15 protein-coding genes and 1 tRNA gene are annotated in these 14,206 nt (G+C 58.9%); 5 read left to right on the top strand and 11 right to left on the bottom strand.

Annotated features, from left to right (window positions below; genetic code table 11):
• Positions 1 to 4: 4 nt before the first annotated feature.
• Both CO583_RS00760 and CO583_RS00755 read right to left on the bottom strand, forming a co-directional pair.
• A complete protein-coding gene (locus tag CO583_RS00760) occupies positions 5 to 1,054 on the bottom strand; it encodes a nitronate monooxygenase family protein (RefSeq protein ID WP_248630514.1) in 1,050 nt (349 codons plus the stop codon).
• Positions 1,051 to 2,334, bottom strand: a complete 1,284-nt coding sequence (locus CO583_RS00755) for an aspartate kinase (protein ID WP_043559949.1) — start codon at positions 2,332 to 2,334, stop codon at positions 1,051 to 1,053. The genes CO583_RS00760 and CO583_RS00755 overlap by 4 nt, the downstream gene beginning before the upstream one ends.
• 127 nt (positions 2,335 to 2,461) lie before the next feature.
• Here CO583_RS00755 and ubiG point away from each other — a divergent pair, with 127 nt between their 5' ends.
• Entirely contained in the window at positions 2,462 to 3,226 is a 765-nt protein-coding gene (ubiG, locus tag CO583_RS00750; protein ID WP_043559948.1) for a bifunctional 2-polyprenyl-6-hydroxyphenol methylase/3-demethylubiquinol 3-O-methyltransferase UbiG, read from the top strand.
• 63 nt (positions 3,227 to 3,289) lie between these two features.
• On the opposite strand, the gene CO583_RS00745 is transcribed toward ubiG, so the two are convergent.
• The 7 genes from CO583_RS00745 to CO583_RS00715 form a co-directional block, all read right to left on the bottom strand.
• On the bottom strand, positions 3,290 to 4,531 hold the full coding sequence (locus tag CO583_RS00745) for a lactonase family protein (RefSeq protein WP_081563215.1): 1,242 nt from the start codon (positions 4,529 to 4,531) through the stop codon (positions 3,290 to 3,292).
• A 116-nt stretch (positions 4,532 to 4,647) separates the two neighbouring features.
• Positions 4,648 to 5,130, bottom strand: coding sequence for a DUF2147 domain-containing protein (locus CO583_RS00740; protein ID WP_166651602.1), 483 nt, complete (start codon positions 5,128 to 5,130; stop codon positions 4,648 to 4,650).
• Positions 5,108 to 5,368: a glutaredoxin 3 gene (gene grxC, locus CO583_RS00735; RefSeq protein WP_081563490.1), complete on the bottom strand. Its 261-nt coding sequence runs from the start codon at positions 5,366 to 5,368 to the stop codon at positions 5,108 to 5,110. The genes CO583_RS00740 and grxC overlap by 23 nt, the downstream gene beginning before the upstream one ends.
• Positions 5,369 to 5,400: 32 nt before the next feature.
• Complete coding sequence (locus tag CO583_RS00730) at positions 5,401 to 6,150, bottom strand: double zinc ribbon domain-containing protein (RefSeq protein ID WP_043559942.1); 750 nt, start codon at positions 6,148 to 6,150, stop codon at positions 5,401 to 5,403.
• A 57-nt stretch (positions 6,151 to 6,207) separates the two neighbouring features.
• Positions 6,208 to 7,617: a phosphoglucomutase/phosphomannomutase PgmG gene (gene pgmG / locus CO583_RS00725; protein WP_043559940.1), complete on the bottom strand. Its 1,410-nt coding sequence runs from the start codon at positions 7,615 to 7,617 to the stop codon at positions 6,208 to 6,210.
• Between the two features lie 14 nt (positions 7,618 to 7,631).
• Positions 7,632 to 8,501: a UTP--glucose-1-phosphate uridylyltransferase GalU gene (galU, locus tag CO583_RS00720; protein WP_081563219.1), complete on the bottom strand. Its 870-nt coding sequence runs from the start codon at positions 8,499 to 8,501 to the stop codon at positions 7,632 to 7,634.
• A gap of 235 nt (positions 8,502 to 8,736) precedes the next feature.
• A tRNA-Leu gene (locus CO583_RS00715) sits at positions 8,737 to 8,822 on the bottom strand.
• Positions 8,823 to 8,914: 92 nt separating this feature from the next.
• Here CO583_RS00715 and lipB point away from each other — a divergent pair.
• Positions 8,915 to 9,607 carry a lipoyl(octanoyl) transferase LipB gene (gene lipB / locus CO583_RS00710; protein ID WP_081563491.1) on the top strand — a complete coding sequence of 231 codons (693 nt, stop codon included), beginning with the start codon at positions 8,915 to 8,917 and terminating at the stop codon, positions 9,605 to 9,607.
• Here the strand turns inward: lipB and CO583_RS00705 are convergent.
• Entirely contained in the window at positions 9,591 to 10,223 is a 633-nt protein-coding gene (locus tag CO583_RS00705; RefSeq protein WP_227449710.1) for an outer membrane lipoprotein carrier protein LolA, read from the bottom strand. The genes lipB and CO583_RS00705 overlap by 17 nt on opposite strands.
• Positions 10,220 to 10,501: a BolA family transcriptional regulator gene (locus tag CO583_RS00700; protein WP_227431452.1), complete on the bottom strand. Its 282-nt coding sequence runs from the start codon at positions 10,499 to 10,501 to the stop codon at positions 10,220 to 10,222. The genes CO583_RS00705 and CO583_RS00700 overlap by 4 nt, the downstream gene beginning before the upstream one ends.
• Before the next feature lie 142 nt (positions 10,502 to 10,643).
• Here CO583_RS00700 and CO583_RS00695 point away from each other — a divergent pair, with 142 nt between their 5' ends.
• From CO583_RS00695 to CO583_RS00685, 3 genes are all read left to right on the top strand, one after another.
• A complete protein-coding gene (locus CO583_RS00695; protein WP_043561138.1) occupies positions 10,644 to 11,252 on the top strand; it encodes a J domain-containing protein in 609 nt (202 codons plus the stop codon).
• A gap of 127 nt (positions 11,253 to 11,379) precedes the next feature.
• Positions 11,380 to 12,348, top strand: a complete 969-nt coding sequence (locus CO583_RS00690) for an AAA family ATPase (RefSeq protein ID WP_043559934.1) — start codon at positions 11,380 to 11,382, stop codon at positions 12,346 to 12,348.
• A 5-nt stretch (positions 12,349 to 12,353) separates the two neighbouring features.
• On the top strand, positions 12,354 to 14,180 hold the full coding sequence (locus tag CO583_RS00685) for a cobaltochelatase CobT-related protein (RefSeq protein ID WP_248630515.1): 1,827 nt from the start codon (positions 12,354 to 12,356) through the stop codon (positions 14,178 to 14,180).
• The last annotated feature ends 26 nt before the right edge of the window (positions 14,181 to 14,206 follow it).

Raw genomic sequence — 14,206 nt, 5'->3', positions numbered from 1 at the left:
GCCGTTACCGTGCAACCGCCGCATGGAGGCGTTTCTCACGCTTCTGGAGGGCTTCTACAGCCTGATCCACCAGCGTGGTGATGATATCCGCTACCGGGCGGATCTCCTTGACCATGCCGACAGACTGCCCGGCCATCATGGATCCGTTTTCCACGTCACCTTCAATGACGGCCCGGCGCAGAGCCCCAGCCCAGAAATGTTCGATTTCCAGCTGGGCAGCTTCCCGCTCGATCTCTCCTTTGCGGAAACGCTCGATCACATCCGCCTGATGGGTCATGAAATGACGCGTAGCTGCATTGGCCAAGCCACGCACGGGAATGACAGGAAAGCGCTCATCCAGCTGCACGGACATCACGGCATCACGGGCATTACCCCGACGGAAGGCCTCCTTGAAACGCTCATGGGCGATGCTTTCCCGGGAGGCTGCAAACACTGTCCCGAACTGGCCACCGGCTGCCCCCTGCTCCAGATAGGACAGGACGGCATCACCACGGCCAAGGCCACCCGCAACGAAAACGGGCACTTCCGTGATGTTGGGCAGGATTTCCTGCGCCAGAACATTCAGGGAAACCGGGCCGACATGACCGCCCGCCTCGGATCCCTCAATGACCAGAGCCTCAATCCCCAGCTTCACGAGCCGCTTGCCCAGAGCCAGCGCCGGAGCAAACCCCATGACCCTGGCGCCGCCATCCCGCACCCGGCGGATGGTCGCACCGGTCGGAACACCACCAGCCAGCACGACGTGGGTCACCTTGTGGGCCAGACAGACATCCACCAGCGCATCCAGCTTCGGATGCATGGTGATGAGATTGACGCCAAAAGGCTTGTCTGTCAGCGCCTGCGTGGCAACGATCTCTTCCTCAAGCCGCTCTGGCTCCATCGCACCGCAGGCAATCACACCAAAGCCGCCTGCGTTGGAAATGGCCGATACCAGATTCCGTTCACTGACCCAGGACATGGCCCCGCCCAGAATGGCATACCGACTGCCCAGGAAATCACATCCCGGTTTCCAGAGCTGGTCCAGCGTCTCGCGTGCGTTTACTTCCCCGCTCATGCCTGTGCTCCCTCGGAGGCATCAAGCCCATAGGCGGTGTGCAGCGCCCGCATGGCCAGCTCCATATATTCTGCATCGATCAGAACGGAAATCTTGATCTCGCTGGTGGAAATGACCTGAATGTTGATCCCTTTCTCGGCGAGTGTCCGGAACATGGTGGTGGCCACGCCCGTATTGGACCGCATCCCCACGCCGACCACGCTGATCTTCACGACATTCTGGGATGTGCTCAACCCGCCAAAACCGATCTCGGCACGCATTGCCTCCAAAATCTGGCAGGCCCGGCTCTCATCCCCCTTGCTGACCGTGAAAGTCATGTTCGTGCTGCGATCCGCACCGATGCTCTGGACGATCATGTCCACATTCAGCCCTGCAGCGGAAAGAGGTTCGAAGATTCTTGCCGCAATGCCCGGCTCGTCAGGTACCTGTCGGATGGTGATCTTCGCATCATCCATGGAATACGCAATACCGGTCACCAGCTTCTTTTCCACGCTTTCGTCCTCATCCACTACAATGGTTCCGCTGCTGTCATCCGTCTCCACAAAAGAGGACAGGACACGCACATGCACCTTTTCCCGCATGGCCAGCCCCACGCTGCGGGTCTGGAGAACCTTGGCACCTACGGATGCCAGCTCCAGCATTTCCTCATAAGTGATCCGCTCGAGACGGCGGGCCTGCTTAACAATCCTTGGGTCGGTCGTGTAAATGCCATCCACATCCGTATAGATGTCACACTGGTCCGCCCTGATGGCAGCCGCCAGCGCAACGGCGGACGTATCGGAGCCACCACGGCCCAGTGTTGCAATACGGCCTCTGGCATCCACTCCCTGGAACCCGGCGATCACGGGCACGATACCTTCATCCATGCATTCCCGCAGGGCACGCCCATCTACATCCTCGATGGCGGCGCAGCCATGGGCTTCATCCGTCAGCAAGGGAATCTGCCACCCCTGGAAAGAACGGGCCGGCACACCCAGCGCCCCCAAAGCAATGGCAAGCAGACCGCTCGTCACCTGCTCGCCAGACGCCACAACAGCGTCATATTCCGCCGGATCAGCCTGTGCATCCAGCGAGCGGCAATAATCCACCATCTGGTTGGTCACGCCCGACATGGCAGAGACGACAACCGCAATGCGCTGTCCTCTGGCTCTCTCCTTCCGGACCTTCTCAGCCACGATGCGGATGCGCTCCAGATCCTTGACGGACGTCCCGCCAAATTTCATCACGACCGTGCGGGGCGCAGATCGTGTTACATCATCCGAACAGTCGTGTATGGACATCGGGGAGAAAGCTCCAACAATAAGGCTAGCATCACATAAATATCCGTTCCACATAGCTCTCCTGCCCTTTCGCGTCTAGCCACAACATGGCAGAAAAGCACCATGAAAGCCGGGAGGACCGCCAAGAATGTCTGTTTCATCACCATCATCATCCAACGGAGCAGGTAACGGAACATCATCTGTTATCAATGATGAAATAATTCAGTTCAGTGCACTGGCCAAAGACTGGTGGAACCCGAAAGGACCCATGGCCCCGCTCCATGCCATGAACCCTCTGCGCACCTCCTGGATTGTCCGGCATCTGCCTGCCTCGCTTTTCCATCTCCCCGAACTGCCAACCCTGCTGGATATTGGCTGCGGTGCCGGACTGGCGAGTGAGCGCTTCGCCACGCTTGGTTTTGATACTCTGGGCGTTGATGCCAGCGAAGACGGCATACAGGCCGCCCGGGCACACGTCGCCCTTCACCCCCTGCCGCCGCAGGCCGCCCCCCTGCACTATCTATGCAGCAGTGCCGAAACCCTTCTTGAGGAAGGTCGGCAATTTGACGTGATCTCTGCCCTGGAGATCATTGAACATGTACGGGACCCGCAAGTCTTTCTCTCCCTGCTATCAGGCCTGGCAAAGCCGGGCGGGTATGTCGCCATTTCCACCATGGACCGCAGTCTGCGCTCATTCCTCATGGCCAAGCTGGGGGCGGAATATGTGCTGCGCCTTCTCCCTGTCGGTACCCATGACTGGAAAAAATTCATCCGTCCGACAGAACTGGACAGCATGGCCAGGCAGGTCGGGCTACGCCTGCTGGACCTCAAGGGGCTGTCCTTCCGGCCGCCACACTGGCAGGAGAGCCACGATACCAGCATCAATTACATCGCCCTCTTCCAGAAAGACTGACACTACCAAAAGAAAAGGCGCCACAAACGGGCGCCTTTTCTACTTCACGAGGGAAGAGACCTCTCAGGAATCCGCCACCATGAAGGCAAACGTCGTCGGGCTGCCAACGGCGGTAAAGTGGTTCATGAAGACAGGCTTGCCGGTCTCACGATCCACACGGAAAGCCGTGACGGAGTCAGAGCGCTGGTTGGCACAGAACAGGAATGAGCCGCTCGGGTCGAACATCATGGCACGGCCATAGTCGGCATGCATCCAGACCTCATCCTCCAGCGTCAGCGTGCCATCCATGCCAACGGAGAAGACCGCCAGGGAGTCACCCAGACGGTTGGAAACATAGACAAACCGCCCGCTCTCAGCGATCAGGATTTCCGCAGCCAGCGTGGACCCGCGGAAGTGGGAGGTCACGGTGCTGACGGACTGAATCTGCGTGATGGCGCCTGTCTGCGGATCAAACTTGGACACCACGACCTTGGAGTTCTGCTCACAGAGGTTGTACAGCACACGACCCGAATGATCGAACACGAAGTGACGGGGAGCAGAACCCGGTTCCATGTCGTAGAACGGCTTCTGTGCCGGGATGAGCTTGCCTGTGGCCAGGTCCAGCTTCCAGACATAGACACGGTCCAGCCCGGCATCATCCACCAGAACGAACGCACCGCTCGGATCGGTCGCAATCATGTGCGGATGGGCACTGGAATGATCGGAAACGGCAAAATTGCCTTCCGGATTGTCTGCCGCCCGTTCCGGCTGCTTCGGCCCGCTGTTGTGGACCACATCCGTGGCCTTGCCCAGTGACCCATCAGCATGGATGGGCAGGACAGCCACACTGCCACCCATGTAATTGGCAACGAGCAGATACTTCCCGGATGGATGGACACTCAGATGGGCCGGGACAGCACCACCGGAGCTGACAGTGTTGATCTTGGCCAGTGTCCCATTGCGGGTATCCACGGAGAATGCCGTCACAGAGCCACTGCCAGCCTTGTCGTAATCATTGATCTCGCTGAGAGCGTACAGGAACTTCCGGTTGCGGCTCAACGTAATGAAGGATGGGCTGGGAATGTCCATGAACGTGGCAACCGGTGTCAGAAACCCGGTATCACGGTCCATCTCGAAGACAGAGATTCCCTTGCCGTTACCAGCTCCCCCCGGAGGACCATGCTCCGTATAACCACCAACAAAGCACAGGATACGGGGCAACGGCCCCTTCTGGGCCTGGGCTGCCCGCAGAGGCGACAGGGCCGTGGCGGCCCCTAATCCAGCAAGCGCCAGAGTAAACCGGCGCCGGGAAAGACTCTGTGACATAACGTATTACTCTCCTTCAACTTTGCCCCTACGGGAAGAACGGGCCAACGCTACCAAAAAAGGCCTCTCTCCATAAGAGCCATTCATCATAGGAAGAAAAATGACTGGAAAATCAATCAGTTTATCTTCATGCGGCACTGCCTGCCGATCACCGGGGCCGCAATGCGGCTCCATGTCTGCGTTTCACCAAACAGACTCAGCCCTACATAGCCACGCAGCTTGAGAGTATCTCCCTTCCCCTGCCACATGATCGCCTGGTAGGTCCGCCCGCTCCTCGGGTCCAGAATCGTCCCATGCCACTGTCCATTCTTGCGGCGCTTCATGTTGCTGATGATCTCGAGCCCACATTCCGAACGTCCCCAGACATCCTTTTCCGGCTCGGCCTCCGTATAATCCATGCCCACCAGCCAGCCGCAGAGACGGCTGGCATCCGACGGACAGGGCGCAATACTGAAAATGCCGTCTTTTTCCTCTACCAGCCATGTCCCGACCAGACTGGATGCCGCCTGAGCCTGCGCACGGGATACCGTGACCATCACACCCCCAGCAAGAACAAGAACAGCGGCGAACAACGCCCTAGCCGCGGCCCAGCAAGGCATCAAGCTGTCCATCCTGCTCCAGCTGCATGAGCTCACTGCACCCTCCTACCGCTTTGCCGCCAATGAAAATCTGCGGCACTGTCGTCCCTCCTCCTGAACGTTCCCGGGCTGTTTCCCGCTCCGCAGAACCACGAGGGGCATGGATTTCCTCAAAGGGAACATCCTTGGACTGAAGCAGGCTGATGGCCCGGACACAGTAAGGGCACCCTGGCTGCGTGTAGATTTCAACTTTTGGCATGTAACAATCCTTTCTGGTCTCAAAGCCGGATGTCATGCCAGTGTCACCCGGGCTGCCACAAGAATATCCACGGAAAGGCAGCCATGCTCAAGCAATGCTTTTACACAGACCTCTGCCGTAGCCCCTGTTGTCAGGATATCATCAACCAGCACGACCCGGCGCCCACGCAGCAAACTCCAGTAACGGGGCCGCAGCGTGACAGCTCCCGCCATCTGCCTCCGCCGCCCCTGCCGGGAGAGCCCTGCGAGAGATGCAGTCCTGAACCGCCGTTGCATCGCATCTGGATAACAGGCAAGCCCTTCCCGTCGGGCAAGGGCCATGGCCATCAGGGCCGCCTGATTATATCCACGCTGCCACAAACGCCCACGATGCACAGGAACAGGCACAAGCACCACATCCGGTCCTATCAGGTCCCCCCCTGCCCGGGCCATGAAATGGGCCAGAGCTGCAGCATGTTCTGTCCGGCTTCCATATTTCAGTCCCATGACAAGGCTGCGGGCCTGTCCTTCATACAGAAAAGCCGCCCGTGCCCTGTGCCATGGCCGTGGAGACCTTTCACAGTCTGCACAAAGCATCCCACGCTCGGCCATCTCCTCCTGCGTGATGGGCAGGGCACAGGCATCACAGAAGGGAGAATGGACAAACCGGAGCCCAGCAAAACAGCGCCCACACAGAAAGCCACCACCCGACGCCACTTCCTCCCCGCATGAAACGCAATTGGGCGGAATGAGCCAGTCCAGCACATTCCGCCCAAGCCATTTACTTCTGCAAAGCCAGTCCACCTTTTCTCAGAGCACCGCCATCCTCAGAAACGAGATGGCGGTGCTTCCCCCGAGGTCTCAGTGTCCGGCAGCGGCAGCGTCAAAATCCGGCGCCTGAAGCCCAGAGGCCTCCAGCTGACTGACAAACGCCTTCTTCAGGCGAGCCAGCCCCTCATGAGACTGCGCCTCAATACGCCCGACAAGAACCGCCTGCGTATTGGAAGCACGAAGCAGCCACCAGCCATCAGGCGTATTCACACGCACGCCATCCACGGAAGACACATCAGCCCCTTCCTTCTTCAGGCGCTCAGCCACTTCCTTGATGACATCAAACTTGCGGGTGTCATCACAAGGGAAGCGCAGCTCCGGCGTGTTGACCATCTGTGGCAGGGCCTCCCGCATGTCTGCCAGAGTGCCGGGCAGACGGGCGACGATCCCAAGAACACGGATCGCCCCATAGAGGGCATCATCGAATCCATACCACTTATCGGCAAAGAAGATATGCCCGGACATCTCACCCGCCAGAGGGGACGACGTCTCGGCCATCTTGCTCTTGATGAGGGAGTGCCCGGTCCGCCACATCAGAGGCTCACCACCAGCCTTGCCGACTTCATCAAACAGCACCTGACTGGCCTTGACGTCTGCAATAATGGTCGCTCCCGGGTGTTTCTTCAGCACGTCACGGGCCAGCAGAACGAGAATCTGATCCCCCCAGAGAATCTCTCCCTTGCCATCCACGACGCCAACCCGGTCGGCATCGCCATCAAAGGCCACGCCAATATCCGCTTTTTTCTCACGGACGGTCCTGATCAGATCCTGCAGGTTCCCCTCGACGGTCGGGTCTGGATGATGATTCGGAAAGGTCCCATCAATTTCAGGGTACAGGACCGTATGCTCACCAGGCAGCTTCTTCACCAGGCGGGTCAGCACCTCACCAGCAGCGGAGTTGCCATTGTCCCACACGACCTTCAGCGGCCGCTCCCCGTCATAATCCTTGAGAAGACGCTCAATATAGGCTTCAGAAGGATCAATCGTCTCGACCTTCCCTTCTGCCTTGGGCACGACGTCACCCGCTGCGGCCAGACGGCCAACCTCACGGATCTGCTCGCCAAAAAACGGCTTGCCCTTCAGCATCATCTTGAAGCCGTTATGATCCGGTGGATTGTGGCTGCCCGTCACCATGATGGCACCGTCAGACTCCCCCGTGACAGCCGCATAATACAGCATCGGGGTCGGCCCACGCCCGACACGGCGCACCGTCACACCGGAATCCACGGCACCACGGACCAGTGCCTCCTCCAGTTCCGGCGATGACAGGCGGCCATCATAGCCCACCGTCACCACGCTCCCACCGTCCCGGCGGATCATGCTCGCAAAAACACGGCCCAGCGCATAGGCATCCTCGGCATGAAGGGTTTTCCCCACAATGCCGCGAATGTCGTATTCCCGCAGGCTGGTCGGCTCAAAATGATGCTTGAATCCCGTCATGAGCTCACATCCTCTCAGGCATATTTCTTCAGGAAGGCACGCACGTCATCTTCCAGGTCTTCACGCTGGAGCGCCAGAGCAACCTGAGCCTCGAGGAAGCCCAGCTTGCTGCCACAGTCAAACCGCGTGCCTTCATAACGCAGACCATGGAACGGCACCTTGCCGATCATCTCGGCCATGGCATCCGTCAGCTGCACTTCACCACCCACGCCGGTTTTCAGAGCGGACAGTGGCTTGAGCACGTCAGCTGTCAGGACATACCGGCCAATGATGGCAAGATTGGAAGGAGCATCTGCCGGAGCGGGCTTTTCAACCAGTCCCTTGACCTCCACCTTGCGCCCATCATCCTCGCCAATTTTCAGAATACCGTAGCGGTCCGTCCACTCCCGGGGGACCTCATCCACAGCAACCACATTTCCCCCTGTCTGATGGTAGACATCAGCCAGCTGGGCCACACAGCTGCGCCCACCCTGGACGATGTCATCCGGCAGAAGAATGGCGAATGGGTCATTCCCGATGAAGTTGCGGGCGCACCAGATGGCATGACCAAGCCCCAGAGGATTCTGCTGGCGCACAGCCACCAGTGAACCAGCCTCCACACTGCTGCTTTCCAGAGCCTTGATGGCAGATATCTTCTTCCGCTCCCTCAGAGTGCTCTCAAGTTCGTAGGCAATATCAAAATAATCAATCAGATTGTCCTTGCCACGGGCCGTAACCAGACAGAACTCCTCAATGCCGGCAGCACGGGCCTCATCGATGGCATACTGGATAAGCGGCTTGTCCACGACGGGCAGCATCTCTTTCGGCATGGCCTTCGTCGCCGGCAGGAAGCGTGTTCCCAGACCTGCGACAGGCAGAACGGCTTTTTTCAATGGCTTGATCATCTCGGCTCTCTCTCGGTCTGTCTGCCCTGCCTTCCATCATCCGACAGAGCACTCATCCATCAATCTCGGCACAAGGCGGCTGTTCACAGGTAAACAGACCACCATCCAAGATGTAACCTAAAGTACATCTTCGATACAGGGGCCATCCCGATGCCAACAATCAGTTTTTCATGAAAAAGACGTAACACGGTGGAACCCATGTTACAGACCATATCCTCAAATTGCAGAAGAAATATGGTGCGGCCGAGAAGACTCGAACTTCCACGGGGTTTCCCCCACAAGCACCTCAAGCTTGCGCGTCTACCATTCCGCCACGGCCGCTCCGTGATCAGCAGTCCCGTTTTCCCTCGTCTGAGGCGTGACCGCTTCGGTAAAATGGCCTATAGCCCATCAGAACAGGGAGGGCAATGGTCATGACACGGTTTTATAAAGAAATTATCTGGCAGGCGGATAAAAAAATCTGCCCATATCCCGAAGCCCTGTCCTTCATGCGCCAGCAGGTGGAGGCCATCCACCATCAGCAGGCCCCCCAACGTATCTGGCTGACAGAACACCCCCCCCTCTATACCGCCGGAACCTCTGCCAGGGCTGAAGACCTCATCAACTCTCAGGGCTATCCAACGTTCGAAGCCGGACGGGGTGGCCAGTGGACCTATCACGGTCCCGGACAACGCATCGCCTATGTCATGCTGGACCTCACGCAGCCGCACGGCCCCCTCCCCGCACGGGACATACGGGCCTTCGTCCAGCTGCTGGAACGCTGGCTCATCATGAGCCTTCAGGAGCTGGGAATTGACGCCTTCACCCGGGAAGGCCGTATCGGCGTCTGGTGTTTCGATAGGGAAAGCGGGCTGGAAACCAAGATCGCCGCTCTGGGAATCCGTGTCACACGCTGGGTCAGCTGGCACGGAATTTCACTGAATGTCTCGCCACGACTCAGTGACTTTGACGGGATCATCCCCTGCGGCATCCGGGACTATGGCGTGACCAGCCTGCAACGCTTCAACCCAGCCCTACAGATGGAAGATGCCGACAGGGCCCTGCTGAAAAGCTGGACGGCCCTGTTCGGCCCTGTGATCCATCCAGCTGCTACTCCGGCAGACTGAAGCTGCTTTCGGAAACAGGCTGGTTCTCCTGCACGTCGAACAGGGAGAGACCAAAATGATGGTGACGGGCATCCACCCCCTGTATGCCAACAAGGGTCAGATGGCCACGCACGTCAGAAAACTGGAGGGTCAGCAGCCCCTGGGAAGGATTGTCAGCCTCTGCCACGGAAAGCTGGAGCGATTCTGTCCCACGGGAGACATTCGTCACCTGAACATCCCTGTCAAAACTGACAGGATGACGGAGCAGAAGTCCGAGCGGATTCCGCTTGAGAGAGAGGTGCGTCACGGCACCATTATCAGCATTCCGGAGGACAAACCGACCATCACGGGCCACGGCCCTCATGGCATGAGGAACCTCATACACCATCTCGAACCGTCCGGGCACATAGGTGAAATGTCCATCCCCCTGCTGCTGGGCCGGACCATCCTGCACAAATGACGCCTGAAGGGACGACAACCCGTTGAGATAGGTCTCCACCCGACGGATATCGTGCCTGTCATTCGTGACAAGATGATCATAGCCTGATGTGGCACACCCCGTGAGACCAGAAACAGCCAACGGAGCCGCCACCATGCCGGCCCAGAACAGCAGGCTGCCTGCCATCATGCGCTTCATGGCTGGCTCTCCCCTTCCAGAGACAGGGAGAGGGCATGAAGGCCCGTCTGGAACTCCCCGGCCAGCAGGTCATTCACAAGCCTGTGTCGGGCTAGGGTCTTCATCCCGTCAAACCGGCGGCTGACGACATGCAGATGATAATGCGTCTCGCCCACCTGCTCCGGCCCCCGGCTTTCCTGGGCCTGGGTACGCATGGCTGCATGATGCCGGTGGCGTGCACTGTCATCCCGTATCTCCAGTATGGACGGGCTCAGGGCCTCCTCCAGTACTGCCCTCATGCGGTCGACTCTTTTCATCGGTTTTCTTCCACGCTCATCCACGGAGTTACAGGTTCCATCTGTCCTGCCCATAACAGGAATCTTTCCCCACCAGGAAAAGGATGCTTGCATCCATGCCAGACCTCTCCCCATATCGTCCATCATGCAATGCAAACCATCCAGACACAAAGCCTTCGCACCGGACCCGGACGCCCCCCAGCAATGCTGCGACCACCCGGACTGTGACAGGCCGGCAGGGTACCGGGCCCCCCGGGGACGGGACAACCTGCGCAGCTATTACTGGTTCTGCCTGGAGCATGTCCGCCAGTACAATGCCAGCTGGGACTATTACCGGGGCATGACGCCGGGGCAGATCGAACGCCACCTGCGGGAAGATACCTCCTGGCAGCGCCCTTCATGGAAGATGGGCACGCCAGGCAACGATTCGGCACGGGCTTCCTTCACACTGGATGATCTGCATGATCCTCTGGACATCCTGAACCGGCACCGTCGCCCTTCCCGGGCAACCGAAACAAGACGGCAGGCCCCGCCAGCCCTACGTGAGCCCCTGGCCCAGCTTGATCTTGAATGGCCGACCACGCTTGAAATCATCAAGACCCGCTACCGTGTCCTGGCACGCCGTTATCACCCTGATGCCAACAGGGACGACCCAAGAGCGGAAGAACGCTTCAAGGTCATCGGAACGGCCTACGCCACATTGCGGGACCATTTTGCCAACAGCACTGAGCAGGCAACAGCCGGAGCCGGATAGCTGCCTTGCCTTCCCTGCATCTTTTCATGACCGGGTGATTGTGTAATCGTACCTGTAGAGTCCTTAATAGGATAGACACTCATTCGGTCTTCCATGTACCACCCTACTTAGTGACAGGAATCATGTCATGGCTCTCCCTTCAGCACAGTCCCTCTCCGAGACACTGCCCCAGACACCTGACAGCCTGAAATCCGCCCGGGAGCTGTTTGGGCTCGACCTTGATCTCGAAGTCCCTGTCTGGTCACAGAAGACGGACCATGTCCCCGAGATCGACTCCGCCTACCAGTTCGACCGGGATACGACCCGGGCCATTCTGGCCGGTTTCATGCATAACCGCCGTGTTCTGGTGCAGGGCTTTCACGGGACCGGAAAATCCTCCCATATCGACCAGATCGCCGCACGGCTGAACTGGCCCTGCGTCCGCATCAATCTCGACAGTCACATCTCCCGCATCGACCTCATCGGCAAGGACGCCATCACGCTGGAAGATGGCAAGCAGGTCACGGAATTCCGTGAAGGTCTGCTGCCATGGTGTCTCCAGAATCCATGCAGCCTGATCTTTGACGAATATGATGCCGGACGGCCCGACGTGATGTTCGTCATCCAGCGCGTGCTGGAAGCCAACGGGGCCCTGACCCTGCTGGACCAGAACCGCGTCATCCACCCACATCCGTCTTTCCGCCTCTTCGCCACGGCCAACACGGTCGGGCTGGGCGATACAACAGGGCTGTATCACGGCACCCAGCAGATCAACCAGGGCCAGATGGACCGCTGGAACATTGTCACCTCCCTGAATTACCTGCCCAAGGAACAGGAAATCCGCATCATCAAGGCCAAGATGGGCGATGCTCTGGAGGAGACCCTCATCGGCCAGATGGTGGAACTGGCCGACCTGAGCCGTGCCGGTTTCATGAACGGGGACATCTCCACCGTCATCTCCCCCCGGACGGTCCTCTCCTGGGCAGAAAACATCACGATCTTCAATGATGTTCCCTTCGCGTTCCGCCTGAGTTTCCTCAACAAATGTGATGAAGCCGAACGCAGCATCGTGGCTGAATATTATCAGCGCTGCTTCAACGCCTCGCCGCTGGGTTAAGTCTCATGTCCGATCCGCACGAACTCTTCCGCAAGGCAACTTTTGCCACGCAGCGCGCCCTGAGTGGTCATCAGGATGTTCCCATGACACCCGCTCTGGCTTCTCTGGAGCGTGCGGCTCTCACTCCCGAGGACAAGACCTATATCCGGGGGGCCACCGATGCCGTGGCCCTGCGCCAGCGTCACCACGACCCGGAAAAACGCATCACCATCCCCGATGCCCAGACCCAGACCATCACCGATGGCATGGAGCAGGCCCGTTGTGAGGTCTATGGGGCCCGCCACATGGCCGGGGTGCAGGCCAATCTGGAAGACTATCTGGGGCGGCGGCTTCATGCCCTCAACAGCGCAAAAATGATTGTGCAGGACGACATGCCCATGCCGCTCGCACTGGAACTGCTGACACGGGAGGCCCTCTCTGGCCGCAAACTGCCGGAAAGCATGACCGGGCCGGCATTGGCCGCATGGCGCCAGTCCCTTACCCCCAGGGCCCGTGAGGCTCTGGCCCGTCTGGCTGACGTGCAGAACGACCAGACACTCTTCAATGAAGCCTCCCAGCGTTTCGTGCATGTTCTTACCTTGAAGGAGACAGGCGAAGCCGAAGAAGAGCCGGACCCTTCAAAATCCCGTGGGCAGAGCCAGGACGACCAGACAGAAAGTGGCGAATCCTCTGCCCCTGACCCGGACGGGCAGGAAGAAGAAGACAGCACGGCTGAAGATGCCCAGGCAGCCCTGAGCGACGATTCCGACGAATCAGCAAACCCGGAAGGTCTGTCCTCTGATGAGATGGAAACCATCCTGACAGAGGGTGAAAATGGATACGAACAGCCAGCAGGTCCTTCTGCCCAGCCGGAAGAGGAACGGCCCTGTCCCGTAAAGGGGCTTGGGGGCTATCAGGCCTATACGCAGGAATTTGACGAAGAGGTCCATGCGAGCGATCTCTGCGACCCGGCCGAGCTGGACCTGCTCCGTGAAAGACTGGATGAGCAGCTCCAGCAGACGCAAGGTTTTGTTTCCCGTCTGGCCCATCGGCTACAACGAAAGCTGCTGGCCCAGCAGCAGCGTCGCTGGCATTTCGATCAGGAAGACGGCATTCTTGATGCAGCCCGTCTGCCCCGCATCATCAGCAACCCCTCCCTGCCACTCTCCTACAAGCAGGAAGGCAAGATCGACTTCCGGGACACGACCGTCACACTGCTGATCGACAATTCAGGCTCCATGCGGGGCCGTCCCATCACGACAGCGGCCATCTGTGGGGACATTCTGGCCCGCACGCTGGAACGTTGCGGCATCAAGGTCGAGGTTCTCGGGTTCACCACACGGACATGGAAGGGCGGAGAAAGCCGTGTGAAATGGACACAGGACGGCAGGCCACCAAAACCGGGACGGTTGAATGATCTACGCCATATCATCTACAAATCGGCAGACACGCCATGGCGGCGGGCACGCCGCAACATCGGCCTCATGCTGCGGGAAGGCCTGCTGAAAGAGAACATCGATGGCGAGGCCCTTCTCTGGGCATGGAAACGCCTGAGACACCGTCCGGAACATCGTCGCATCCTCATGGTGATTTCCGATGGCGCACCAGTCGATGACAGTACCTCCTCCGCCAATGGGCCAGAATATCTGGACCTGCATCTGCACCGTGTCATCCATCAGCTGGAAAATGATCCATCCGGGGAACTGCTGGCCATTGGCATCGGTCATGACGTCACACGATATTACGCCAACAGCGTAACCATCAGTTCAGCCGAAGACCTGGGGGACACCATGGTAGCCCAGCTGACAGCCCTTTTTGCCCCACGCTCTGCCCGGCAGGGACGGAGAGGATAATTTTCCTCTCCCCCATTGTCAGGCGC

Source organism: Parasaccharibacter sp. TMW2.1882, from assembly GCF_023337635.1.
Classification (GTDB): domain Bacteria; phylum Pseudomonadota; class Alphaproteobacteria; order Acetobacterales; family Acetobacteraceae; genus Bombella; species Bombella apis.
The sequence above is the reverse complement of the archived record's forward strand: the minus strand, read 5'-3'. Positions and strand labels throughout refer to the sequence as shown.